Origin of the sequence: Amycolatopsis coloradensis (assembly GCF_037997115.1) — a bacterium.
Lineage (GTDB): Bacteria > Actinomycetota > Actinomycetes > Mycobacteriales > Pseudonocardiaceae > Amycolatopsis > Amycolatopsis coloradensis_A.
In genome coordinates this window covers 3,581,771-3,605,375 of sequence record NZ_CP150484.1, presented here as the reverse complement: position 1 = coordinate 3,605,375, position 23,605 = coordinate 3,581,771, and the positions used below count along the sequence as shown (strand labels likewise).

Genomic DNA, 23,605 nt, shown 5'->3' with positions numbered 1-23,605 from the left:
GCACACCTGGGCACCCGCGGCGTCGATGAAGGCATCGAGCGCCCGCTGGCACCGCTCTTCGTGACCGGCCAGTTCGGCATGGTCGGCCGCGGCGCCGAGAACGTCGGATTCGGTGAACGCGGCGCGCAGATCCTCGGCGTCAGGGGCGGCACGCCGGCGCAGAAGCCAGAGACTGACGGCACCACGGCGGAGCCGGTGATCGCGCCAGCGAAGTCGGCACAGGCTTCCGTCCGGTCCTGGCGAAGCCGTTCTTCGCGGGTGAATCGCTCGGTGCGAGCGGTGTTGAGCCGCTGGAACAAGAAGGTCGACGTCGAGCCGAGCAGGGTCCCGGCCACGGCGATGAGGCTGGTGAGCCACGCGTTCCTCCGGCGGAGTCTGCCATGCCGGGGAACGCCTCGTGCCCGGTGAGGACATCGGGCACGAGGCGTCCGGGTCAGCCGGTCGGGAAGTCGTCCGGCGTGCGGATGCGGTCCCGCACCCAGACACCGGCGGGCTTCAGCATCGAAGTGCCGGTGAAGGAGTTCCCGGCGCAGGTTCCGGTCTTGAACACGGCACCGGAGCGGAAGTCGTCGGAGAAGTTCCAGTTCGTCCAGCCGATCTTCTTGGCGGCCAGCAGATCCAGGTACTTCTGCGAGTACGTGAAGTCGTTCCCGCCGTCACCCGTGTAGGTCTGGGTGCCGAATTCCGTGACGAACACCGGGAGCCGGTCGGCCGTCCGCGCCAGGGCGTCGTAGTGCTCGTCCTGGTGCGACGCCGCGTAGAAGTGGAACGTGTACATGATGTTGGTGGCGTTGACCGGGTTGTTCAGGATGTCGGTCTCGTCGCGCTGGTCGGAGATGCCGAAGGTCGACCAGCCGTGCGTCCCGAGGAAGACGACGCTGTCGGGGTCCTGGGCACGGATCACCGGGATGACCTCTTCGGCGTACCGCTTCACGTCCGCCCAGCTGACGCCGTTCGGTTCGTTCGCGACGTCGTAGATGATGTTGACCTTGTCCTTGTGCCGCTGGGCGATCTCGGTGAAGAACGTCTTCGCGAGATGCGTGTTCGCGTTCGGGTCGCCCGGGTCGAGCTGATGCCAGTCGACGAGGACGTACATGCCGCGTTTCGTCGCCTCTTCGATGTAGTTGTGCATCATGTCGGTGAACTTGCGCGGGTTGCTCTCGTAGCCGTCGTCCTGGATGTACATGGCGACGCGCAGGATGTCGGCCTTCCAGTCGTTGGCCAGCGCGTCCAGCGAGGCGGTCTTCACGCATTGGCTGTACCACTGGATCCCGTGCGTGCTCATCCCCCGCAGCTGGATGGGCTTGCCGTACTGGTTGCACAGTTTGACGCCGCAGACGTGGAGCTTTCCGTTGATGGACACCGGTGTCCCGGTACCGCACGCCGGCGTGGTGGCGGAGACGGTGGCGCTCGGCGCGGACGTGTTCCCCGCCGCGTCGTAGGCGACCACCGTGAACGAGTAGGCCGTCGACGCGGCGAGACCGGTCACCGTCGCGGGCGGATTCGCCGTCGTGGCAACGGTTTGCCCGTTCCGCAGGACGCGGTACCCGGCGACGCTGACGTTGTCGGACGACGCCTGCCAGGTCAGGGTCACGCTGCCACAGCTCACGTTCGACGTGGTGGGCGAGCCCGGCGCTGACGGCGCTTCGGTGTCGTTGGAACCGCCGTCGGCCTCGACCGACAGCGAGTCCGCGTTGGGACCGCCGTTCGCCGTGACGGCGGTGGTGCGGATCTTGTTGGCGCCCGCGGCGAGGTTCACCGTCGTGGTGACGGTGCGCCAGGTCGTCCACGCGCCGGTGCCGGCGAACCCGAGGTCGTCGACGGCGATCGCGCCGTTGACCGTGATGTCGAGCGGGCGGTTGGCGGTGGTGCCGTTGGCGTAGCGGAAGGTCAGCGTGTGCTGTCCGGCCTGCGCCGCGTTGACGGTGTACTCGACGTAGCTACCGGTGACGTTGTCGTAGTTGACGAAGCCGGATCCGGTGAAGCCCGTGTGGTTGGATTCGACCACGCCGCGCGAGATCGTCGCGTTCTCGGCTTCATAGCGGACTGGAGCCGCGGAAACGGCCTGGGCGGAGATCGGGACCGAGGCGGCCGTGAGCACCGTGACCAGCGCCGCCCGCCATCTTGGGCGTACCACTTTGTGCCTCCTTCAGAAGCGTCGTTGCGTTCCGTGAAGCAGGGGCGCGGCGTGCCCTTGTTAAGAAACCTTCCTAACGCGGACTAGTCTCACCATTCGGGTGAAGCGCTGTCAACAGGGCAAAGGGGGCGATCGCACCCCGCAGTTAGTCCTCTACTTGCGGTAGTTGCACGCGCAAGGTCCGCGTTCAGAGGACGAAACGCGGGGGGTGGGCCACACAAGTTCTCCACATTCGTCACGTACCGTGGATCCGGTGACCGCTTCGTCCCCTTCGACGCTGGACCTGCTGGACCAGTGGCAACCGCCGCCCCGCAAGCGCGGCCCGCGCGGCTGTGTGATGCTCGCGCTCCTGGTCGTGGGCGCCTTGGTCGCCGGTGCCGTCTGGGTCGTGATCAGCCTCAACGACCGTGAGCCGGTGCCGGTCAAGCCGGAATTCGTGGTCCCCGCGCTCAAGCCCGCCCCGCGTTCGGCCATCCCAGGCGACGCCGGGCCGCTGCCCGCGGAGCCCGCGAAAGACGCCTGGATCGCGAAGGTGTCGGAGAACACGGACATCCCCTCGCGCACGCTGCGGGCGTACGTGAACGCTGCCGAGAAGACCGTGAAGACCACTCCTCGTTGCGAAATCACCTGGGCGACCATCGCCGGGATCGGCCGGACCGAGTCCCAGCACGCCCGGCACGACGGTTCCCGCGCCGGCGAGGACGGCGTCGTGACGCCGCCGATCATCGGCATCCCGCTCGACGGCTCCCCCGGTGTGCTGGCGGTCGTCGACACGGACAAGGGCGCCCTCGACGGCGACCCGAAGTGGGATCGCGCGGTCGGGCCGATGCAGTTCCTGCCCGCCACCTGGAAGCGGTACGGCGTCCGCGCGAGCGGCGACGGCGCCGCGCCGAACCCGCAGAACATCGACGACGCGGCGATGACGACCGCGCGGTACATGTGCGCGCGGGGCGGCGACCTCGGAGACCCCGCCGGCTGGTGGACCGCGGTGCTGACCTACAACAACTCCACCGCGTACGGGCAGGAAGTGTTCAGCAACGCCGACGCCTACGGCAAGGCCGCGCTCAAACCCTGAACCTCACGAGACCAGACGAGCCACCAGCCGCGTCAGCTGGTGCACGTTCCGGCATTCGTGCATCTCGACGACCTGGGCGTACGCGTGCGCCTCGGAGTCCCCGGTGGACCACAGCGCGGTCCGTTCGGGATTGAGCCAGTACGTATGCCTCGCGGCGGCGGCCATTCCGCGCACCGCCTCCAGGTTCGGGTCGCCGCCGTTGGTCCTGGCGTCCCCGAGGATGAGCAGGGACGTCTTGGGCCCCACGGCGTCCGAGTAGCGCTCGGCGAACTCGCCGAGCGCGTGCCCGTAGTCGCTGTGCCCGTCCCAGCGGGTCAGTTCCGCGTCGGCGAGGATGCGCGCGCCGAGGTCCTCCGGATCGGCGGCACCGGTGTCGACGAGGTGGGTGATCTCGTCGCACGCGTCGATGAACGCGAACACCCGCACCTTGCTGAACTGGTCGCGCAAGGCCTGCACCAGCAGCATGGTGAAGTTCGCGAATCCGGCCACCGAGCCCGACATGTCGCACAGCAGCACGATTTCCGGCCTCCCCGGCCGATGCCGCCGGTACGACGGCCGCATCGGGACGCCACCGGTGGACAGCGAGCGCCGCAGCGTCCGGCGCAGGTCGATCTGCCCGCGCGCGTGCCGCCGTCGCCGGGCGGCCAGCCGAGTGGCGAGTTTGCGCGACAACGGCTGGACGACGCGGCGGAGTTCGGCGAGTTGCGCGCGGCTGGCGAGCAGGAAGTCGACGCGGTCGGCCGCCGGCGGGACGGCGTGCCGCGAAACCCGTTCCCTGCCACGGACTTCCGCCACTCTCCGGCGGGCTTCGGTCCGTACCAGCCCACGGAAGCCTTCGACCCGACGCCGGACGTCGTCGCGGTCCAGCCTGTCGGTGAAATCCTCCTGGCCGCCCGCGCGGATCGCTTCGAGCACGCGGACCACGAGCGTCTGCGGCTGAAGCCGTTCCAGGGTCTGGTGCGCCGACCACCCGCCGGTGCCCGCCGTGCCGCCGTACTCTCCCAGCATGTCGACGGCGAGCCCGGCCAGTTGCGTCAGTTCGGTCTGGTCGTTGGCCGCGAGCGCCGAGGCGAGCCGGTCCCGCAACGTGGTCAGGTCTTCGACGGGGTCCTGCGAGGGCGCGCCGACGCCGAGCGGGAAGTAGATGTCGAACGTCGCGTCGAATACCGCACGCTGGCCGCCGCGCCGGACCAGCGCCGCCGCGAGCCCTTCGCGCATCTGCTCACGGGAGGCCAGGCCCAGTACTTCGAGTGCCGCGGCGGCGTCGACCGTCTCACTGGGACCCGCCGGGATCCCGTGTTCCCGCAACGCTTCGACGAACTCGACGAGTCTGCCCGGCACACCGCTCACGAGTCGAGGACCTTGCCGAGTTCCAGCCGCGCGTCCGCCTTCACGACGTCGTCCTGGTGTTTGAGGATGACGCCGAGACTCGCGCGGACGACGTCCTCGCCGAGACTGTCCGCGCCGAGCGCCAGCAAGGTGCGGGCCCAGTCGATGGTTTCGGCGACCGACGGCGCCTTCCGCAGTTCCATCGCCCGCAGCGCGGTGATCACCTTGACGACGGACGCGGCGAGCGCGTCGTCGACGCCCGGCACCTTGAGCCGCACGATGCGCTGTTCCAGTGCCGCGTCGGGGAAATCGATGTGCAGGAACAGGCAACGCCGTCGCAGCGCCTCGGAAAGCTCGCGGGTCGCGTTGGAGGTCAGTACCACGAACGGCTTGCGGCCGGCGGTGATCGTGCCGAGTTCCGGGACGGTGATCTGGAAGTCGCCGAGCACCTCCAGCAGCAGCCCCTCGATCTCGACGTCGGCCTTGTCGGTCTCGTCGATGAGCAGGACGGTCGGTTCGTCGCCCTTGATCGCCGTCAGCAGCGGCCTGGCCAACAGGAACTCTTCACCGAAGATGTCGTTGCGGGCTTCGTCCCAGGTCTCGTCCTTACCGGCCGTGATCCGGAGAAGCTGCTTCGCGTGGTTCCACTCGTACAGCGCACGCGACTCGTCGACGCCTTCGTAGCACTGCAACCGCACGAGCCGGGAGCCGCTGGCCTGCGCGACCGCCTTCGCCAGCTCGGTCTTGCCCACCCCCGCGGGGCCCTCGATCAGCAACGGCTTGCCGAGGGCGTCCGCGAGGAACACCGTGGTGGCGACGGCCGCGGAGGCCAGGTAGCCGGTGTCGGCGAGCTTCGCCGTCACGTCTTCGACGGATGTGAAGTACCCGGTCCCAGCCACGCGGCCTCCCAGCTCGATCGCCTACCCGGCCGACTCTACGTCGCGGATCCGCTTCGGCAGCAGGAATCCGACCGCGAAGGTGAGCATCACCATCACCGCGACCACCCAAAACGTCCGCTGGGCCGCGCCGGTCGGGTCGGCGGTCCCCGCGTCGAAGAACACCGTGCCCAGCAGCGCGAGCCCCAATGCGCCGCCGACCTGCTGGAGCGACGTCAGCGCACCCGACGCCGATCCGGCCTCAGCCGGTTCCACCCCGGACAGGGCGATCTCGAAGTACGGCCCCATGATCAGCCCGGAGCCGATCCCGACCACCAGCAACGCCGGCGCGATCAGCCACGGACCCGTCTCCGGGCCGAGGAGCAGCAGGAGGGCGACCACACCGGCGGTCATGATCAGCGCGCCGGTGTGCAGCACCTTGCGGCCGTGCTTGCGCACCGCCTGCACCAGGCCCATCCCGACGATCATCCCCAGCGACATCGGCACCCCGGTCAGCCCGGCCTTGAGCGGCGAGAAACCGAGCCCGAGCTGCAGATACAGCGTGAAGACCAGACCGAAACCGGAGAACGCCGCGAAGTAGATCGTCCCGGTCGCCATCCCGGCGAGGAAGCTGCGCTTGCGGAACAGGCTCGGCTCCACCAGCGGATCACCGCCGCGGCCGCTCTTGCGCTTCTCGAACCACGCGAAGACCCCGAACACCACGACCGCGGCGGCCATCATCGCGAACGTCCACAGCGGCCAGCCGTACTCGCGGCCCTGCACCAGCGGGAAGACGATCAGCAGCGCGCCGGTCGTGGCGAGCAGCGCACCGGGGATGTCGAGGGTGAGCGAACCGCCGGGCCGGGATTCGGGGAGGAACTTCAGCGCGGCGAGCACGGCCAGCGCGCCGATCGGGAGGTTGATCAGGAAGATCATCCGCCAGCCGGTGCCGAAGAAATCGGCGTCGACCAGCCAGCCCGCGAGGATCGGGCCACCGACCGCGGCGAGCCCCATCACCGGGCCGAACATGCCGAACGCGGACTGAAGCTCCTTCCCGGTGAACATCTCCTTCATCATGCCGAGGCCCTGCGGGACCATCGCGGCGCCGAACAGGCCCTGCACGACCCGCGCGGTGATGATCATTTCCGGGTTCACCGCGATCGCGCAGAACAGCGAGCCGACGACGAAACCGATCGCACCGATGAGGAACATGCGCTTGCGGCCGAAGATGTCGCCGAGCCGCCCGCCGGTGAGCAGGCCGGACACCATCGCGAGGGTGTAGGCGACGCCGAGCCACTGGATCATCGCCGTGCCGCCACCGAGCGACTCCCGCATGACCGGTCCGGCGATGCTCGTGACCGTCATGTCGAGCAGTTCCATCACCGAGCCGGTCAGGATCACGAACAGCGCGGGCCAGCGCCAGCGGTAGGACTTCTCCACGTTTTCCGTGGTCACACCGCTCGGGGTGTCCAGTGTCATCGTCATGGGACCAACGCTAAAGTCAATTCCGGCCACTTTCTGACCGGAATCGGAGCGAACCTGGATTCATGGCGAATACGAGTGCGCGGATGCTGCGACTGCTGTCGCTGCTGCAGACACACCGCTTCTGGTCGGGGACCGAACTGAGCGACAAACTCGAGGTGAGCGAGCGGACGCTGCGGCGCGACGTCGAGCGGCTGCGCGAGCTGGGTTATCCGGTCAACGCGAGCCGCGGCGTCGCGGGCGGCTATCAGTTGCGATCGGGCACGGTCATGCCGCCGTTGCTGCTGGACGACGAGGAGGCCGTGGCGATCGCGGTCGGCCTGCGGACGGCGGCGAGCGGTTCGGTGGAGGGCATCGAGGAGACCTCGGTCCGGGCGCTGGCGAAGGTCGTCCAGGTGATGCCGCCCCGGCTGCGCAGACGTGTCGACGCGCTCCAGGCGTACACGACGCCGGCGGCCGTCACCGGCCCCCGGGTCAACGCGGCCAGCCTGACGGTGATCGCGCAGGCGTGCCGGGACGACGAGCGGCTGAAGTTCGATTACGCGGCACGCGGCGGCGAGGAGTCCGCGCGGCTGGTCGAACCGCACCGGCTCGTCTCGCTCGGACGGCGCTGGTATCTGGTGGCGTGGGACCTCGACCGGGTGGATTGGCGCACGTTCCGTGTCGACCGGCTCAGCGATCCGCGCACGACCGGCGCGCGCTACCGGCCGCGCGAGATCCCCGGCGGCGACGCGGTCAAGTTCGTCGAAGCCCAGATCAAGGCCAGGCCGACCACGTACGAACTGGTGGTCCGGGTCGACGCGCCGAAGGACCGGGTCGAATCGGCGGTGCGGTACCTCGGCGGCGCGCTCGAAGCGATCGACGAGATGTCCTGCCGTCTGACGATGAACGTCGACACCTTCGACTGGCCCGTCCTGATCCTCGCCGCCATCGGCGCGCCCTTCGAGGTCGAGAGCCCTTCGGCGTTCAAAGATCACCTCGGCGCCGTCGCCACCCTCTTCTCCCGCGCTTCCGGCGACTAGCATCGGCCCGGTGAGCACCTATGTCGCGGCCGAGGGCCGATACGAGAGCATCCCTTACCGCCGCACCGGGCGCAGCGGCCTGAAGCTGCCTGCGATCTCGCTGGGCCTGTGGCACAACTTCGGCGACGACAAGCCACTGGGCACCCAGCGGGACATCGCGCGGCGCGCGTTCGACCTGGGCATCACCCATTTCGACCTCGCCAACAACTACGGCCCGCCCTACGGTTCGGCCGAGCAGAACTTCGGCAGGCTGCTGGCTTCGGACTTCAAGCCCTACCGTGACGAACTGGTCGTCTCGACCAAGGCGGGCTACGACATGTGGCCCGGCCCGTACGGCGAATGGGGCTCGCGCAAGTACCTGCTGTCCTCTTTGGACCAGTCGCTCGGCAGGATGGGCCTGGACTACGTCGACATCTTCTACTCGCACCGTTTCGACCCCGAGACGCCGCTCGAGGAGACGGTCGGCGCGCTCGACACCGCCGTCCGCTCCGGACGCGCGCTGTACGTCGGCATCTCGTCGTACTCGTCGGAGAAGACCGCCGAGGCCGCGCGACTTCTGCGCGAGCTGGGCACCCCGCTGCTCATCCACCAGCCGTCGTACTCGATGTTCAACCGCTGGCTCGAAGGCGACAAGCTGCTCGACACGCTCGAAGCGGAAGGCGCGGGCTGCATCGCCTTCTCGCCGCTGGCGCAGGGACTGCTGACCAGCCGCTACCTCGACGGCGTCCCCGAGAATTCCCGTGCGGCGCAAGGGAAGTCCCTCAACCCGGACACGATCACCGAGAGCACCCTCGGCAAGATCCGGGCGCTGAACGAGATCGCCCAGCGCCGCGGGCAGACGCTGGCGCAGCTCGCGCTCGCGTGGGGCCTGCGTGACCCGCGGATGACGTCGGTGCTGATCGGCGCGAGCAGCGTGGCCCAACTGGAGGACAACGTCGGCGCGCTGAAGAACCTGCACTTCACCCACGAGGAGCTGGCCGAGATCGACCGCTACGCCACCGAGGCCGACATCAACCTCTGGAAGCGCTCGACCGACGCCGGCTAGCTAATCGCGTTGCCCCACCGGCCCGGAGAGCCGAGACTGCGGGCATGACGTTCGAAGAGCTGCTCGCCGAGGGAGAGGCCGTCCCGGTCGAAGGCTGGGACTTCTCGTGGTTCGAGGGCCGGGCCACCGAGGAACGGCCGCCGTGGGGCTACTCGCGGCTGCTCGGCGAGCGGATGGCGGCCGCCGCCGCCGGGCTGGACCTGCAGACCGGCGGCGGCGAGGTGCTCGCGGGCATCCCGAAACCGCCGCCGGTCCTTGCCGCCACCGAAGGCTGGCCGCCGAACGTCGAGGTCGCCAGGAAGACCCTCGCGCCGCTGGGCGGCGAGGTGGTCGAGGCCGAGCACGACGCGCCTTTGCCGTTCCCCGACGAGTCCTTCGATCTGGTGAGCAGCCGCCATCCGATCGCGAATCCGTGGCGGGAGATCGTCCGCGTGCTGCGTCCGGGCGGAACCTTTCTGTCGCAACAGATCGGCGCAGGCACCGTGCGGGAGCTGAAGGAGTTCTTCCTCGGCCCGCAGGACTACGGCGGCTGGACGCCCGACGTGCTGCGCGTCGAGGCGGAGGCCGTCGGACTGCGGGTCGAGCGCCTCGAACCGGCGAAACTGCGGATGGAGTTCTTCGACCTCGCCGCGGTGGTCCACTTCCTCCGGAAGGTGATCTGGATCGTGCCGGGGTTCGAAGTGGAGAAGTACCGCGACAGGCTCGCGGAACTCCATCGGATGATCGAGGCCGATGGGAAGTTCGTCGCGCACTCGCGGCGGGTGCTCGTGGAGGCCGTCAAGCCTTCGTGAGCAGCTCCAGCTGCTCAGCGGTCAGCTTGACGTCGGCGGCGGCGAAGTTCTCCTCCAGGTGCGCGAGGCTCGCCGTCCCCGGGATCGGCAGGATCACCGGCGACCGCGTGAGCAGCCACGCGAGGCCGACCTGCGCCGTGGTCACCCCGAGTTCCGCAGCGACGGCCGTGAGCGCGGCGGTGGCGGAAGACGCGGCGCCGAGCACCGGACGCCAAGGCAGGAAAGCGGTCCCGGCCGCCTCGCAGGCGTCCAGCACCGCTTCGTGCTCACGGTCGAGCAGGCTGTAGCGGTTCTGCACGCTCGCGATGTCCACGATCTCCCGCGCCCGCGCGAGTTCGTCCACGGTGACCTCGGACAGCCCGATCCGGCCGATCTTGCCTTCGTCGCGAAGGTCCCGCAGCGCGCCGAGCTGGTCGGAAAGGGGCGTCTCCGGGTCGAGGCGGTGCAACTGCAGCAGCTCGATCCGCTCGACGCGCAGCCGCCGCAGCCCTTCGTCGACCTGCACCCGCAGCGATTCCGGCCGTGCGTCGTACTTCCAGTCGTCGCCGGTCCGCACGACGCCGACCTTGGTGGTGATCACCAGATCGCCGGGGTACGGATGGAGCGCTTCGGCGAGCAGTTCCTCGTTCGCGCCCCCGCCGTAGAGATGCGCGGTGTCGATCAGCGTGATGCCGAGTTCGACCGCGCGCCGCGCGACGGCGATCGCGTTGTCGCGTCCGGGCCCTGCTTCGGTCGGCAGGTGCATGGCGCCGAAACCGAGACGGTGTACGGGCAGGTCTCCGCCGATGGCGAACTTTTCCATGCCGCGAACCTAGCGCAGCGGATCCCTCGGCGAGGGCAAATGCGAGGTGTCCGGGAACATGTGGAGCGCGCGCAGGGCGGCACCGAGTTCGGCGATGTCGGCCGGGTCGGTCAGCGAACGCCCCAGTTCCTCGGAAATCCGCTTCAGCCGGTGCCGGATCGTGTTGGGATGACAGAACATCCGCTCGGACGTCAGTTTCGTGGAGCCCTGGCATTCGAACCACGCCCGCAACGTCAGCAGGAGCACGTTCCGGTCGTCGCCGGGCAGGTCCAGGACCGGTCGCAGCACGTGGTGCGCGAGCTGGACCGACGCCTCGGGCGCGCTGGCGACGAGACCGGCCAGCGGGGATTCGTTGAACTGCACCATTCCCGTCGACCCCGGCATCAGGCTGGAGAGCGCGACACGCGCGAGATGCAGCGCGCGGGAGGTGTTCCCGAGGCCGGTGAACACCGGGCTGACCCCGATCCGGCCGGTCTGGTTCTCCCCCAGCAGCTCGATGATCACCTGAGACGCCACCGGATCCCGCATCGAGACCACGCCCACCTGCAGGTCCGGAGTGAGCCGCCAGGCGGACGCGTGATGCCGTTCGCGGAGCCGGTTTTCGATCTGGGGCAACGGTTCGTGCCCGACGCGCGGGGTCTCGGCGGCGACGACCACATACGTCCCGTCGAGCGAGAGTTCCAGCACGCGCGCGATGTCCCACAGCGTGCCCTCGGTGGCCGCGCCGCCGGCGAACAGCGCTTCGACCAACGCGGAGCGCCTGCTTTGGTGCGCCAGCATGACTTCGGCGGTGGTGTCGCGGTACGTCGTCGTCAGCGCCTCGGCGTAGTCGTCGATCAGCGCCCAGATCGCCGACGTCGCGGCGACGAGGCCGCGGAGGTCCTGGTGCTCGCTCGAAGCGGTCAGGTCGACGAACCGGTTCCACACCTCGGTGAGCCCGATCCGGTAGGCCCGCAGGAGTTCCGGCAGCGGCGCGCCCTGCAGCGCGCGGGCGCGCCCGGTCGCCCTCGCCTGGGCGAGGTCGGGTTCCTCCGTGCCGCGGAGGGTCCGCATGACGAACTCGAGGTTGTTCCGCACCGACGTCCGCAGTTCGGCGTGGCTGACGAACTGCGCGTCGCGGTACACCGGCATCTCGGCACGGATCTGCCCGACAGTGCTGTCGATGAGCGCCGGCAGTTGCTTTTCGACCTCCACGGCCAGTTCGGCGACGACGGCGGCCGAACCTTCGCGGAGCACCGTTCGGTAGTGCATGGACGTCCTCCGGGGCAGGAACTCCTCGTCGAGTCCCTGGGCACGTCATCTAACACGACTTGCCCGGAGGTGGCCTGTCGAAGCCGAGAAGCACCGCCGATGCGGCGAAAAACCAAGTTTTTCGCCGCATCAGCGGGATTTCACAGCTTCGCGGCCGCGCTCTTGATGGCTTCGCGGATCCGGAAGTAGGTGCCGCACCGGCAGACGTTCTGGATCGCGTCGATCTCGGCGTCGGTCGGGTTCTTCGTCTTCTTCAGCAGCGCCACCGCCGCCATGATCTGCCCCGGCTGGCAGTAGCCGCACTGCGCGACGTCCTGCTCCAGCCAGGCCTCCTGCACCGGGTGCAGGTCGTCACCGTCGGCGAGACCTTCGATCGTGGTGACCTCCTTGCCCGCGCAGTCGGACACCGGCGTCACGCACGGGTTGAACGCCTCGCCGTCGAGGTGGCTGGTGCAGGCCTTGCAGACGTTGATCCCGCAGCCGTACTTCGGGCCGCGGACGCCGAGCTTGTCCCGCAGCGCCCACAGCATGGGCAGATCCGCGGGAGCGTCGACGGTGACGGTCTTCCCGTTCACCGTGAAGGTGTAATTGGGCATCGAAAACTCCTTGGCGGGGAAGGAAAGTCAGCGGGGGAAGGGTTCGAAGTCGATCGGGAAGTTGATCGGGAAGCTGCGCGGTTTGATCCCGGTGGCCCGCGCGTAGGCGTTCCCGATCGCGCCGACCGGCGCGGGCACGCCGAGCTCCCCGGCGCCGCCGATCTCGCCCGTCTCCGGCATCACGTGGATCTTGACGTCCGTCGGCGAGTTCTTCTGCCGCGCGTAGTGGAACTGCGAGTAGCTGCCCTCCAGCGGCAGACCCTTGTCGATGTGCAGACCCGCGGTCAGCGTCGTGGCGATCCCATCGGTCAGGCCGCCGAGCATCTGCGCCTCGATCCCACGCGGGTTGATCGGCTTGCCGACGTCGACCGCGATGGTCGCCTTGGTGACGCGCGGTTTCTTAGGGTCACGGGCGTCCATTTCAACGAGGCAGGCGGTGTACGACTTGTACTCGCCGTGCACGGCGACACCCTGCGCGAAGCCCTTGGGCATCTTCTTGCCCCACTCGCCGAGTTCGGCGACCTTGTCCAGCACCGCGCGCTGCCGGTCGTCCTTGATGAACTCACGCCGGAACTCGACCGGGTCCTTGCCGAGCTTCGCGGCGATCTCGTCGACCATGATCTCTTCCGCACCGCGCGTGCTCGACGAGTACACCGACCGCCAGGCACCGGTGTGGAAGTCCACCGGGACCTCGTTGAGCAGCTGCGTCGTGACGCCGAAGTTGTACGGCGACTTCACCGTCAGCAGGAACACCGTCTGCGCGAAGCTCAGGTTGCCGCCGACGGGCAGTTCGGAGGCGAACGCCGTGAGGACCTCGCCGAGCCCGTGGCTCCAGTCGGTTTCCACGCTGGCGACCCGGTGCTCGAAGGTGAGCACCTGGCCGAGTGCGAAGGTGGCGCGGATCTTGTGGTGGCTCGCGGCCCGCGCGCGGCCGTGGCGCATGTCGTCGATGCGGCTCCACATCAGCCGCACCGGCCGCTTGAACGCCTTGGACGCACGCGCGGCCTCGATGGCGCCGTCGGAGAACAGCCGCCGTCCGAAGGAACCGCCCGCCTGCTGGACGTGCACGGTCACCTTGTTCTCCGGCAGCCCGAGTTCCTGCGCGATGTTCTGCTTCGCGAGGATCGGCACCTTCATCCCGGACCAGATGGTCGCGCCGTCCTCGCGGACGTCGGCGACCGCCGAGTTGGTCTCCAGCGGGGCGTGGCTGGCGAAGGCGAAGTCGAACTCGCCGTCGACGTACTGGGTCAGCAGCGGCGGCACGACGAACGGGAGCGCCGCGGCCTGCAGCTTCTTCTTGATCGTCGCGTTGTTCTCGCCGTCGACGGTGCCGCCGTTCCAGGTGACGTCGAGGGCGTTCTTGCCGTCGAGCGCCTGGCCGAAGGTCTCGGCCATCACCGCGACCCCGGTCTTGATCACGGCGATGTCGATGATGCCGGGCATCGCGCGGACGGCGGCCTCGTTGTTGACCTGCTTGACCGTGCCGTTGATCGTCGGCGGGCGGCGGACCATGACCGGCTTCGCGCCGGGGATGTCCAGGTCGAGGGTGTACTGCAGCTGTCCGGTGACCATCGCGCGGGCGTCCTTGCGCGATTGCGGCGTACCGACCAGCTTGTGCGCGGACTCCGCCTTCGGGGTCGCGGAGAGCTTGCCGAGGTCGGCGCGTGCGGCGGGCTTGGCCAGCGCGCCGTAGCCCGCCCGGCGGCCGTCGGGTGCGATCACCGCGCCGTCCCTTGTGAACAGCCGGTCGGCCTCGGCGCCCCACTGCCGGGCGGCGGCCGCGACCAGCCGGGCGCGCGCGGCGGCGGCCGCGGTCCGCACCGGGGTGTAGAGCGAGCGCATCGTGTTGGAACCGCCGGTCAGCTGGTTGAACAGCAGCTCGGAGCGGGCGTCGGAGAGGACGACGTCGACGCGGTCGAGCGGCAGGTCCATCTCTTCGGCGACCAGCATCGCGTTCGCCGTGGTGATGCCCTGCCCGACCTCGGTCCGCGGCAGTTCCAGCCGCACGCGGCCGTCTTCGCGGACTTCGAGCACGAGAAGACCGGCGGTGGGGGCGTTCGACAGGATCAGCACGTCGCCGAGGTCGAGGATCTCGGCCGGCCCGGGCGGGGTCGGGATGACGGCTTCGGCCTCTTCGGGCGCGACGGAGTCGATACCGATCTTCGTGGCGATCGTGAGCGTGGGCGCGGCGACGAGGAAGGTCAGGAACCGGCGACGGCCGAGGCCGCCGGAGTCCGGAGCCTCGCCTTGGGTTCCAGTGGTGGGACTGGCCATCGGGAAGATCCCTTCGAGAGCGCGCGGAGAAGGCGGGGACCCTCGCGCGGCCTGGGGTTGGATGGCGACACGCTAGGCATCGGCATTCGGCCTAGTCAACGCGGAGTAGTCGTGTCGCCCCATCTGTGTGACGAGGTGACAGCGGAAGGGCTCAAATGTGTGACGCGCCACAGGCGGGCGTCAGATGGAGTCGCGCTCCCGGCCCGCTTCGAGCAGGTCCTCGCGGGCACGCGCGACACGCGAACGCACGGTGCCGACCGGGCAGCCGCAGATCTCGGCGGCCTCGGCGTACGAAAGCCCCAGCACCTGGGTGAGGACGAGGACCTCGCGCCGCTCCGGGTCGAGCCCGTCGAGCAGCATCCGCAGCTCCACCAGGTCCTCGAAGCCGGCGACACCCTCCGCCTGGCGAGCGCCGCGCCGCTCGGCGGTGGCCTCCCAGTCGACGTCGGCGAGCTTCGGACGCGCCGAAGCCGCCCGGATGCGATCGACGACGACGCGGCGCGCGATCGACAGGAGCCAGGTCCGCGAAGAGGACCGGCCGGCGAACCGCCGCAGGCTGCCGAACGCGCGCAGGTACGTCTCCTGGGTGAGATCGTCCGCGGCGCCGACGTCGGCGAGGTGCGCGACGAAGCGCCAGACGTCCGCCTGGGTGGCACGCACCCAGTCCTCGAGCGCCCGCCGGTCGCCGCGGGCGGCGGCGAGAGCGAGCTCGGTCACCCGCTCGTCGTCGTGGTTGCGCGGCCCGGCCATACGAGAAACGTAGCAGCGTCCCGGGAACCGGGGCAGGCCCGCGCCCGACAAGTGAGACGTGAAGTGCGAGACCTGCCGCGAGGCCCTGTCGGCCCGGCTCGACGGCGAAACCGAACCCGCCCCGCCCGAGGTGGTCGACCGGCACGTGGCGGGCTGCCCCGCATGCCGGTCGTGGCTCTCTCGCGCCGAGCGGATGCACCGGGCGATGCTGGTGCGGCCCGCTCCCCCGGTCCCGGACCTCACCGCCGTCATCCTCGAACGCACCCCCGCCCCGCCGAGCGAGGGCTGGCCTGCCAGGATCGCGCTCGCGCTGGTCGCGATCGCGCAGCTCGGCCTCGCCTTCGCCCAGCTGCTGGGCGTCGAAGACCACACCGCGGGGCACGGCACGGAATCCCTGATCGGGCACCTTTCGCATGAAAGCAGCGCGTGGAACCTCGCCGTCGGTGTCGGACTCGGCTGGGCGGCCGTCCGCACGAAGGCGGCGTCCGGGCAGCTGCCCGCGCTGACCGGTTTCGTCGCGCTCCTCCTGGCGTTGTCGGCGGGCGACCTCGTCACCGGACAGGTCACCGCCGGACGCGTGCTCACCCACGGGTTGGTCGTCGCCGGACTGCTGTTGCTGTACGTGGTGAACCGGCAGCACCGGCTGCGCAACCGCCCCAGCCCGGCGACGACGGCCGACCATCCGGGTTCCCACAGCGCGGAAACGGACCACGAGACCGGTGAAGCCCCCGAACGACCCCGGCAGCACAGGGGATTCCGGAGGCCTGCGAGCCGCCACGTCGCTTGAAGCCATCTGGTCTAGACCATTACCGGTCACTGGGAGCACGCGCCCGGATACCGGGTGAATCACGGTTTTTCGCGCGCGGCGTGCGCGATTCCCGGCGCGGACACGTTTATCGTCGCCTGGAACCACCGAATGTAAACCTTCTTGCCCATTTCGGGCCGGAGGCGGATAACTTTGGTGGAACACCTTGGTTCGACAGGAGGCGAAGCTCGTGGTTGGCGCAGAAAACCCACCCGTCGGCACCCCCGCCGGGATGCGGAAGATCAATCAGCGCGCCGTGCTGGACCTCCTGCGCCGCAGCGGCCCGGCGACGCGGCCCCAAGTCGCCAAGGACACCGGACTTTCGAAACCCACGGTGAGCCAAGCGTTACTGGCGCTCGAAGCCGCGGGTCTCGCCAGGGCGACCGGGCACACCTCGACCGGCACCGGCCGGTCCGCCGTCCTCTACGAAGCGGATCCCACGGCGGGCTACGTCCTCGGTGTCGACATCGGACGCGAGCACCTCCGCGTCGCCGTCTCGGATCTCGGCCACACCGTGGTCGCCCGCCGTGACGAGCGGAACGCCTCACGTTCGGGCACCGCGCTCGTCAGCGCGGTGGGCGCCCTCGCCGCGGCGACCGTGCGCGAAGCGGGGCTGAGCCCGGCCGACATCGTCGTGCGGGTCCTCGGCTCCCCCGGCGTCGCCGACCCGGAAAAACGCTGCTTCCGGCACGCGCCGAACCTGCCCGGCTGGGGCAAGGCGGGCCTGCTCGACGAACTCGAAGCCGTCCTCGGCCCGGATCTCATGGTCGAGAACGACGCGAACCTCACCGCCGTCGGCGAATGGGAACGCGGCGCCGCGCGCGGGGCGTCGGTGTTCGGCTGCATCACGATCGGCACCGGCGTCGGCATGGGCGTGATGGTCAACGGCCAGGTCTTCCGCGGCGCGACGGGCGCGGCGGGCGAGATCGGCTACCTGCCGTACGGGCAGTCGGACGCGGCGGGCGAAGGCGAGGACTCGCCGCCGGTCCGCGGCCACCTCGAAGAGGCGACGGCGGCGCAGTCCGTCGTCCGCGGCGCGCGCGAACTCGGCCTCGGCACGGCGAAATCGGCCCGCGAGGTCTTCCGGCTCGCCCGGGACGGCGACGAACTCGCCCTGCGTGCCGTCGAGGCGGAGGCCGACAGGCTCGCGTACACCGTGGCGTCCGTGGCCGCGGTGATCGATCCCGAACTGATCGTGCTCGGCGGCGGGATCGGCACCGCGGCCGATCTGCTGCTCGACCCGATCGACCGCGCCCTGCGTTCGTTCACTCCCTTGGTCCCGTCGGTCGTCCAGGGCGAACTCGGCGACGACGGGGTGCTGACCGGCGCGATCAGCGTCGGGTTGCGCGCCGCCGAAGGCCTGGTCTTCGAACGCAAGGTCGGCGCGGCCTGAGCCATTACCTCCGCGGTAATCGACGGCGGAGGACCCGCGCGAAACCATGTCAGGATGACCACAGCCAAGAAGATCGTCCTCGACTGTTTCGAGAACCTGTTCGTGCGCAAGGACTTCGCCGCCGCGGGCACGAACGTGCACCCGGATTTCGTCACGCACAGCCCGGGATTTCCCTCCGGCCGTGACGCTTTCGTGGAAGCGATGCGGAATTCGCCGATGGCGGGCGCGGACGTCTCGGTGAAGCGCGTGATCGCCGACGACGAGCACGTCGTCGTGCACCTGCACGTCGTCCGTCCGGGCGAGGAACCCGGAGCGGCCGTCGTCGACATCGTGCGCGTGGAGGACGGGCTCATCGTGGAGCACTGGGACGTCAAGCAGCCCGTGCCGCCCGGCGCGGATATGTTCTAGGGCTTGACGATCAGGCAGGTGCTCGACGCCGTCGCGAGCACCTTGCCCTGACCGTCGCGGATGTCGCCCTCGGCGAACGCGACGCGCGAACCGGCCTTCACGACCCAGCCGTGGGCGCGGATCTCCCCCACCGAGCCGGAAATGGCGCGCAGGTAGTTCACCTTCAGCTCCACCGAGGTGTAGCCGATCCCGGCGGGCAGGGTCGAGTGCACCGCGCACGCCACCGCCGAATCGAGCAGGGTCGCCGCGACCCCGCCGTGCACGGTCCCGATGGGGTTGTACAGCGACTCGTCCGGCGTCGCGGCGATCACGACGTCGCCTTCGGCCACGCTCACCCAGCGCATGCCGAAATGCGCCGAGATCGGTGCCGGCGGGATCCGCCCCTCGGCGATGCCGGTGAGGTAGTCGAGGCCGGACATTTCCCGGCCGAGCCGGGCGGTGGGCAGCGGATCCTGCCAGGTCACGGTCTTCTGCCTGGTCTGCCCGGTGACATCGGTGGTCATGGCCGCCTCCTAAGACGATCGTCCTAGGCTTTCCTAAGACGGTCGTCCTAGTCAAGGGCTATGCTGAGCGACGTGTCCGACACCACCACGCGCGAGCGGATGATCTCGACCGCGATGACGCTCTTCCGCCGCGAGGGCTACCAGGCCACCTCGTGGCGGCGGCTGGTCGAGCAGGCCGGGACGCCGTGGGGGTCGGCGTACCACCACTTCCCCGGCGGCAAAGAGCAACTCGCGGTCGCCGCCATCGAACTCGGCACCGCCGTCGTGGCGAAGACGGTCCGCCGTGCCTTCGAGCGCACCGAGACCGTCGAAGACGCCGTGGCCTGGTGGTATCGCAAGGCGGGTGAGGCGTTGGCCGCCGACGACTACCGCGGTGGCTGCCCGCTCGCCACGATCACCCTGGAGATGGCGCACGCCTCGCCCGCCATCACCAAGGCGTGCCAGGACGCGTTCGCCGCCTGGCATGCCCTGCTCGTCGAACTGCTCAGTGATGTCAAGGATCCCGAAGACGTCGCGACGGCCATCATGAACAACCTCGAAGGAGCCCTGCTGGTCAGCCGGGTACACCGGTCGTCCGACCCGCTGGACCGGGCCGCGCGGCATGTCGCGCTCGTGATCCGCGCCGCCTGACGAAGCCGAGCGAGCACCGGCCGGCGCGGGTAGCGTGGCCAGACATGATCGGTCTGCCCGACACCATCACGGCCTGTCTCTTCGACCTCGACGGCGTGCTGACCGGAACCGCGGCCCAGCATCGCGAAGCGTGGAAGCGCACGTTCGACGAGTTCCTGCGCGCCCGCGACGGTGACGCGTTCTCGCCGTTCACCGACACCGATTACGCGGCCTACGTCGACGGAAGGCCGAGGGCCGACGGCGTCCGCACGTTTCTCACCTCGCGCGGGATCGAACTGCCAGAGGGAAGCCCGGACGACGACATCGAGGCCGCCACCGTCAACGGGATCGGGAACCGGAAGAACCAGCTGGTACTGCAGATCATCGACGAAGAGGGCGTGACCCCGTACCCGGGTTCCGTCCGGTATCTGGAGGCCGCCAAGGCGGCGGGGCTGCGCATCGGCGTCGTCACCTCGTCGGCCAACGGCGCGAAGGTGCTCGACGCCGCGGACCTGACCAAGTTCGTCGAAGCGCGGATCGACGGGATCGTGATCGTCGAAAGGAAACTGCGCGGCAAGCCCGCCCCCGATTCCTTCCTCGCCGGCGCCGAGGCGTTCGGCGTCGCACCGGCGAACGCGGCCGTCTTCGAGGACGCCCTCGCGGGCGTGCAGGCGGGCAAGGACGGCGGTTTCGGTTACGTGGTAGGGGTGAACCGCGCGCATCAGTCGGGCGAGCTGCTCGCGCACGGCGCCGACGTCGTGGTGGAGGACCTCGCCGAACTCCTGGAGGACCGCAAGTGACCGAATCGCTTCTCCGCGGCTACGAGGTCGCGCCCTGGGAGCTGCGCTGGCACGGAATGGACGTCGACGCGTTGCAGCGCACCGAATCGGCGTTCGCGGTGTCCAACGGGCACATCGGCCTGCGCGGCACGCTTGAGGAGGCCGAGCCACGCGGCCTTCCGGGCACCTACCTGAACGGTTTCTACGAACAGCACGATCTTCCTTACGCGGAAAGCGGTTACGGCTATCCCGAAGAGGGGCAGACCGTCGTCAACGTGACCGACGGCAAGGTCATCCGGCTGCTCGTCGAGGACGAACCGCTCGACATGCGGTACGGCCAGGCGACCGAACACGACCGCGTGCTCGACTTCCGGAAGGGCACCCTCGCGCGCGACACCGTCTGGTCCTCGCCGACCGGCCGCCGGGTCCGGGTGAAGACCGAACGCCTGGTCTCCTTCACGCAGCGGGCCGTCGCGGCGATCAGGTACGAGGTCGAACCGCTCGACGACGACCTCCAGCTGGTGGTGCAGTCGGATCTGCTGGCGAACGAACCGATCGAGTCCGACACGCGTGACCCGCGGGTCGCGGCGGCGCTGGAGTCGCCGCTGATCGGGGAATACCACCACGCGGAGGCGTATCACGCGGTGCTGGTGCATCAGACCCGCCGATCCGGTTTGCGGATGGCCGCCGCGATGGACCACAAGATCGACGTCTCCGACGGCGTGCGCACGCATATCGAGGCCGAGGAAGACCTGGCGCGGCTCACCATCGCCGTCGACGTGCCCCAGGGCGGACGGCTGCGGATCACCAAGTTCCTCGCCTACGGCTGGTCCGCGCAGCGTTCGGTGCCCGCCGTGCGCGCGCAGGTCGAGGCCGCGCTCGCCGGGGCCCGGCAGACCGGCTGGAAGGGGCTGCTCGCCGAGCAGAAGGAGTTCCTCGACGACTTCTGGGAGACGTCGGACATCGAGATCGACGGCGACCCGGAGCTTCAGCAGGCCGTGCGGTTCGCGCTCTTCCACCTCTTGCAGGCCGGGGCCCGCGGCGAGACGAGGGCGCTGGCTGGCAAGGGATTGACCGGCCCAGGCTACGACGGGCACGCGTTCTGGGACACCGAGACCTTTGTCTTGCCCGTGCTCACCTACAGCATCCCGGACGCCGCCCGCGACGCACTGCGCTGGCGTCACTCCACATTGGACAAAGCACGGGAAAGGGCGGCACAGCTGGGTTTGCGCGGCGCCGCGTTCCCCTGGCGGTCCATCAACGGCGCGGAGTGCTCCGCGTACTGGCCGGCGGGCACGGCGGCGTTCCATGTCAGCGCGGACATCTCCGACGCCGTCGTGCGCTATCTCAACGCCACCGGCGACGACGAGTTCATGCGGACCTGCGGCGCCGAACTGCTCCTCGAAACCGCGCGATTGTGGTTGTCACTCGGGCATTTCGACCGGCGGGGCCGGTTCCGGATCGACGGCGTCACCGGACCGGACGAGTACTCCGCGGTGGCGGACAACAACGTCTACACGAACCTCATGGCCCGCCGGAACCTGTTCTACGCCGCCGAAATCGTCGGCCAGCACGACGACGTCGCCCGCCGGTTCGAGGTCGGCGCGGACGAGGTCGCGTTGTGGCGCAAGGCCGCCGACGCGATGCTGGTGCCCTACGACGAGGATCTCGGCGTACACCCGCAGTCCGAAGGGTTCCTGGAGCACGACGAGTGGGATTTCGAGGCGACGGACCCGGATTTCTACCCGCTGCTGCTGAACTACCCGTACTTCGACCTGTACCGCAAACAGGTGGTCAAGCAGGCGGATCTCGTGCTCGCGCTGCATCTGTGCGGGGATTCCTTCACCCCCGAGGAAAAAGCGCGCGACTTCGCCTACTACGAGGCGCGAACCGTACGGGATTCCTCGCTGTCGGCGGGGACGCAGGCGGTGGTGGCGGCCGAGGTCGGGCATCTCGAACTGGCTTACGACTACCTCGCCGAGGCGGCGCTCACCGACCTGCACGACGTGCACAACAACGTCCGCAACGGTCTGCACCTGGCGTCGCTGGCGGGCGCGTGGCAGGGCACCGTCGCCGGTTTCGGCGGGCTGCGCGACTACGGCGGCCGGCTGAGCTTCGCGCCGAGGCTGCCGCCGCAACTCCGGCGGATCGCGTTCCGGCTGACCTTCCGCGGCACCCGGTTCCAGGTCGAGATCGACGGCGAGGGCGCGACGTATCACGTGATCACCGGGGAACCGCTGGAACTGGCACACCACGGGGAGACGTTCACGGTGACCGCCGAGCCGGTGCGGCTGCCGATCCCGGCGCTCGACCCGGGCCCGGCGCCGGTGCAACCCGCGGGCCGCGCACCGGCGCGGAGGCAGCCGAAGGACCCGTGATGCCCGTCAGTCCGGGGGTTCGACCGTCACTTCGCCGCTGCCCGGCACGCCGTCGACCTCCTTGGTGCCGTGGGGGCCGACATCGGGGTTGGGCACGCCGGGCACGTCGGTCTTCGGCTGGATCCCGCGAAGGTCGTCGAGGTCTTCTTCCTCGTCCTGTCCGAAGCTCTTCTTGCTTTCCCTCATGTGTCCGGGGTACTCGCTCGCGGCCGGATGCGCCAGTCTTCAGGCGGCTTTCGCCGGTTCACCCTCCAGCGTGACCAGCCCGTCGAGCATGCCGAGCAGCAGCCCGTCCCTGGTGGACCACGGGCAGATGGCGACCTGGCCGCCGGAAAGCGTCAGCAGCGCCTCGGCGACGATCGCGCCCGCGAGGGCCTGGTGGGAGCGCTGCCGCGAGATGCCCGGCAGTTCGGCGCGGCGTTTCGCGGGCAGCTTCGCCAGCCGCGGGATCCACGCGCGGAGGTCGTCGAGGTGCAGTTCCCGGGAGCGGGACGGCCGGTCCCCGGCGAGCCGGGCGAGCTGCCGCAGCACCTTCGAGCAGCCGACGGCGCGATGGTCGCGGATCTGCGGGAGGACGTCCTGCATCGCGTCGCGGACCTCGTCGAGGACGTGTTCCCGCATCGCCCGCACGACCTTGGGCGACGGACACTCGGTGGCGAACCAGTCCCGGGTCAGGGAGCGCGCGCCGAGCGGCAGGGAGTGCGCGAACCCGGCCTCCTCGCCGTCCCCCGCGGCGAGCTCGACGGTCCCGCCGCCGATGTCGAGCACCAGCAGCCCGCCGGCGGAAGCGCCATACCACCGGCGTGCGCCGACGTAGGCCAGTTCGGCCTCGCGGCGGCCGGCGAGGAAGCGCAGTTTGACCCCGGTGGCCTTCTCTACGTCGCGGACGACCTGTTTGACATTGCCCGCGTCGCGGATCGACGAGGTGGCGAGCGGGTACACGTTTTCGACGCCGTGCTTGGCGGCCATCGTCATCCCCGCCTCGACCGCGGACGAGACCGCGTCGATACCACGCCGGGTCAGGTTCCCGTCATCGTCGAGTTCCCTGTCCAGCCGCAGCCGCGTCTGGTGGCTCAGCACGGGGTCGAGTGGCGAACCACCCTTGGCCAGGACTACCAGCCGTGCACTGAACGAACCGACGTCCAGGACCGCGGCGGACGGCTCGCCGATCTGCTTGCGCACGCGAGGCACCTCACCTTCGTCGCGAACGGATTCCCCCGAGGTCTCGCTTTCACTCCTGATAATGGCGTATTTTCTCGCCGTTCAGGCGTGGTTTACGTTCCCTTTCCACCGGGAGGCCG

At 69.5% G+C, this 23,605-nt stretch carries 23 protein-coding genes; 11 read left to right on the top strand and 12 right to left on the bottom strand.

Annotated elements, in window-relative coordinates; genetic code table 11:
- Positions 1–60 precede the first annotated feature (60 nt).
- Positions 61–408, top strand: a complete 348-nt coding sequence (locus LCL61_RS17215; RefSeq protein ID WP_340687746.1) for a hypothetical protein — start codon at positions 61–63, stop codon at positions 406–408.
- A gap of 25 nt (positions 409–433) precedes the next feature.
- Here LCL61_RS17215 and LCL61_RS17210 read toward each other — a convergent pair whose 3' ends face one another.
- On the bottom strand, positions 434–2,137 hold the full coding sequence (locus LCL61_RS17210) for a cellulase family glycosylhydrolase (protein ID WP_340687745.1): 1,704 nt from the start codon (positions 2,135–2,137) through the stop codon (positions 434–436).
- A 253-nt stretch (positions 2,138–2,390) separates the two neighbouring features.
- On the opposite strand from LCL61_RS17210, the gene LCL61_RS17205 reads away from it, so the two are divergent.
- On the top strand, positions 2,391–3,212 hold the full coding sequence (locus LCL61_RS17205) for a lytic murein transglycosylase (protein ID WP_340687744.1): 822 nt from the start codon (positions 2,391–2,393) through the stop codon (positions 3,210–3,212).
- A 3-nt stretch (positions 3,213–3,215) separates the two neighbouring features.
- Here LCL61_RS17205 and LCL61_RS17200 read toward each other — a convergent pair whose 3' ends face one another.
- Genes LCL61_RS17200 through LCL61_RS17190 form a run of 3 tightly spaced genes read right to left on the bottom strand, consistent with a single transcriptional unit; the run spans position 3,216 to position 6,901 of the window.
- On the bottom strand, positions 3,216–4,562 hold the full coding sequence (locus LCL61_RS17200; RefSeq protein ID WP_340687743.1) for a vWA domain-containing protein: 1,347 nt from the start codon (positions 4,560–4,562) through the stop codon (positions 3,216–3,218).
- On the bottom strand, positions 4,559–5,440 hold the full coding sequence (locus tag LCL61_RS17195) for an AAA family ATPase (protein WP_005155088.1): 882 nt from the start codon (positions 5,438–5,440) through the stop codon (positions 4,559–4,561). The genes LCL61_RS17200 and LCL61_RS17195 overlap by 4 nt, the downstream gene beginning before the upstream one ends.
- A gap of 21 nt (positions 5,441–5,461) precedes the next feature.
- A complete protein-coding gene (locus tag LCL61_RS17190; protein ID WP_340687742.1) occupies positions 5,462–6,901 on the bottom strand; it encodes an MFS transporter in 1,440 nt (479 codons plus the stop codon).
- Between the two features lie 62 nt (positions 6,902–6,963).
- On the opposite strand from LCL61_RS17190, the gene LCL61_RS17185 reads away from it, so the two are divergent.
- Genes LCL61_RS17185 through LCL61_RS17175 form a run of 3 tightly spaced genes read left to right on the top strand, consistent with a single transcriptional unit; the run spans position 6,964 to position 9,756 of the window.
- The gene (locus LCL61_RS17185) at positions 6,964–7,920 is read left to right on the top strand and encodes a YafY family protein (protein ID WP_340687741.1); all 957 of its coding nucleotides are present in this window, start codon (positions 6,964–6,966) and stop codon (positions 7,918–7,920) included.
- Between the two features lie 10 nt (positions 7,921–7,930).
- Complete coding sequence (mgrA, locus tag LCL61_RS17180) at positions 7,931–8,965, top strand: L-glyceraldehyde 3-phosphate reductase (RefSeq protein ID WP_340687740.1); 1,035 nt, start codon at positions 7,931–7,933, stop codon at positions 8,963–8,965.
- Between the two features lie 44 nt (positions 8,966–9,009).
- On the top strand, positions 9,010–9,756 hold the full coding sequence (locus LCL61_RS17175; RefSeq protein ID WP_340687739.1) for a class I SAM-dependent methyltransferase: 747 nt from the start codon (positions 9,010–9,012) through the stop codon (positions 9,754–9,756).
- On the opposite strand, the gene LCL61_RS17170 is transcribed toward LCL61_RS17175, so the two are convergent.
- The 5 genes from LCL61_RS17170 to sigC all read right to left on the bottom strand — a co-directional run bounded on the left by LCL61_RS17170 (position 9,743) and on the right by sigC (position 15,429).
- Positions 9,743–10,558, bottom strand: a complete 816-nt coding sequence (locus tag LCL61_RS17170; protein WP_340687738.1) for an aldo/keto reductase — start codon at positions 10,556–10,558, stop codon at positions 9,743–9,745. The genes LCL61_RS17175 and LCL61_RS17170 overlap by 14 nt on opposite strands.
- 9 nt (positions 10,559–10,567) lie before the next feature.
- Complete coding sequence (locus LCL61_RS17165) at positions 10,568–11,809, bottom strand: helix-turn-helix domain-containing protein (RefSeq protein WP_340687737.1); 1,242 nt, start codon at positions 11,807–11,809, stop codon at positions 10,568–10,570.
- Positions 11,810–11,949: 140 nt separating this feature from the next.
- Positions 11,950–12,405: a (2Fe-2S)-binding protein gene (locus LCL61_RS17160; RefSeq protein WP_340687736.1), complete on the bottom strand. Its 456-nt coding sequence runs from the start codon at positions 12,403–12,405 to the stop codon at positions 11,950–11,952.
- A gap of 27 nt (positions 12,406–12,432) precedes the next feature.
- Positions 12,433–14,679 carry a xanthine dehydrogenase family protein molybdopterin-binding subunit gene (locus LCL61_RS17155; RefSeq protein ID WP_340687735.1) on the bottom strand — a complete coding sequence of 749 codons (2,247 nt, stop codon included), beginning with the start codon at positions 14,677–14,679 and terminating at the stop codon, positions 12,433–12,435.
- Positions 14,680–14,859: 180 nt separating this feature from the next.
- Entirely contained in the window at positions 14,860–15,429 is a 570-nt protein-coding gene (sigC, locus tag LCL61_RS17150) for an RNA polymerase sigma factor SigC (RefSeq protein ID WP_034324554.1), read from the bottom strand.
- Between the two features lie 58 nt (positions 15,430–15,487).
- On the opposite strand from sigC, the gene LCL61_RS17145 reads away from it, so the two are divergent.
- From LCL61_RS17145 to LCL61_RS17135, 3 genes are all read left to right on the top strand, one after another.
- Entirely contained in the window at positions 15,488–16,216 is a 729-nt protein-coding gene (locus tag LCL61_RS17145) for a zf-HC2 domain-containing protein (RefSeq protein ID WP_340687734.1), read from the top strand.
- Between the two features lie 208 nt (positions 16,217–16,424).
- On the top strand, positions 16,425–17,627 hold the full coding sequence (locus LCL61_RS17140; protein ID WP_340687733.1) for an ROK family protein: 1,203 nt from the start codon (positions 16,425–16,427) through the stop codon (positions 17,625–17,627).
- Positions 17,628–17,681: 54 nt separating this feature from the next.
- Positions 17,682–18,035: a nuclear transport factor 2 family protein gene (locus LCL61_RS17135; protein ID WP_340687732.1), complete on the top strand. Its 354-nt coding sequence runs from the start codon at positions 17,682–17,684 to the stop codon at positions 18,033–18,035.
- Here the strand turns inward: LCL61_RS17135 and LCL61_RS17130 are convergent.
- A complete protein-coding gene (locus tag LCL61_RS17130; RefSeq protein ID WP_340687731.1) occupies positions 18,032–18,538 on the bottom strand; it encodes a PaaI family thioesterase in 507 nt (168 codons plus the stop codon). The genes LCL61_RS17135 and LCL61_RS17130 overlap by 4 nt on opposite strands.
- Before the next feature lie 72 nt (positions 18,539–18,610).
- Between LCL61_RS17130 and LCL61_RS17125 the strand changes: the two genes are divergently transcribed.
- Genes LCL61_RS17125 through LCL61_RS17115 form a run of 3 tightly spaced genes read left to right on the top strand, consistent with a single transcriptional unit; the run spans position 18,611 to position 22,304 of the window.
- Positions 18,611–19,168, top strand: coding sequence for a TetR/AcrR family transcriptional regulator (locus tag LCL61_RS17125; protein WP_340687730.1), 558 nt, complete (start codon positions 18,611–18,613; stop codon positions 19,166–19,168).
- Positions 19,169–19,212: 44 nt separating this feature from the next.
- Positions 19,213–19,947, top strand: coding sequence for a beta-phosphoglucomutase family hydrolase (locus tag LCL61_RS17120; RefSeq protein WP_340687729.1), 735 nt, complete (start codon positions 19,213–19,215; stop codon positions 19,945–19,947).
- On the top strand, positions 19,944–22,304 hold the full coding sequence (locus LCL61_RS17115) for a glycoside hydrolase family 65 protein (RefSeq protein WP_340687728.1): 2,361 nt from the start codon (positions 19,944–19,946) through the stop codon (positions 22,302–22,304). Before LCL61_RS17120 ends, LCL61_RS17115 begins: the two co-directional genes overlap by 4 nt.
- A 6-nt stretch (positions 22,305–22,310) precedes the next feature.
- Here LCL61_RS17115 and LCL61_RS17110 read toward each other — a convergent pair whose 3' ends face one another.
- A complete protein-coding gene (locus LCL61_RS17110; protein ID WP_340687727.1) occupies positions 22,311–22,490 on the bottom strand; it encodes a hypothetical protein in 180 nt (59 codons plus the stop codon).
- A 39-nt stretch (positions 22,491–22,529) separates the two neighbouring features.
- A complete protein-coding gene (locus LCL61_RS17105) occupies positions 22,530–23,486 on the bottom strand; it encodes an exopolyphosphatase (protein ID WP_340687726.1) in 957 nt (318 codons plus the stop codon).
- Positions 23,487–23,605: the final 119 nt, after the last annotated feature.

Coding starts and splice junctions, on each gene's coding strand:
- LCL61_RS17175 (WP_340687739.1), top strand. CDS start 9,010: ATGACGTTCGAAGAGCTGCTCGCCGAGGGAGAGGCCGTCCCGGTCGAA.
- LCL61_RS17110 (WP_340687727.1), bottom strand. CDS start 22,490: ATGAGGGAAAGCAAGAAGAGCTTCGGACAGGACGAGGAAGAAGACCTC.
- LCL61_RS17155 (WP_340687735.1), bottom strand. CDS start 14,679: ATGGCCAGTCCCACCACTGGAACCCAAGGCGAGGCTCCGGACTCCGGC.
- LCL61_RS17190 (WP_340687742.1), bottom strand. CDS start 6,901: ATGACGATGACACTGGACACCCCGAGCGGTGTGACCACGGAAAACGTG.
- LCL61_RS17170 (WP_340687738.1), bottom strand. CDS start 10,558: ATGGAAAAGTTCGCCATCGGCGGAGACCTGCCCGTACACCGTCTCGGT.
- LCL61_RS17130 (WP_340687731.1), bottom strand. CDS start 18,538: ATGACCACCGATGTCACCGGGCAGACCAGGCAGAAGACCGTGACCTGG.
- LCL61_RS17185 (WP_340687741.1), top strand. CDS start 6,964: ATGGCGAATACGAGTGCGCGGATGCTGCGACTGCTGTCGCTGCTGCAG.
- LCL61_RS17165 (WP_340687737.1), bottom strand. CDS start 11,809: ATGCACTACCGAACGGTGCTCCGCGAAGGTTCGGCCGCCGTCGTCGCC.
- LCL61_RS17160 (WP_340687736.1), bottom strand. CDS start 12,405: ATGCCCAATTACACCTTCACGGTGAACGGGAAGACCGTCACCGTCGAC.
- sigC (WP_034324554.1), bottom strand. CDS start 15,429: ATGGCCGGGCCGCGCAACCACGACGACGAGCGGGTGACCGAGCTCGCT.
- LCL61_RS17135 (WP_340687732.1), top strand. CDS start 17,682: ATGACCACAGCCAAGAAGATCGTCCTCGACTGTTTCGAGAACCTGTTC.
- LCL61_RS17120 (WP_340687729.1), top strand. CDS start 19,213: ATGATCGGTCTGCCCGACACCATCACGGCCTGTCTCTTCGACCTCGAC.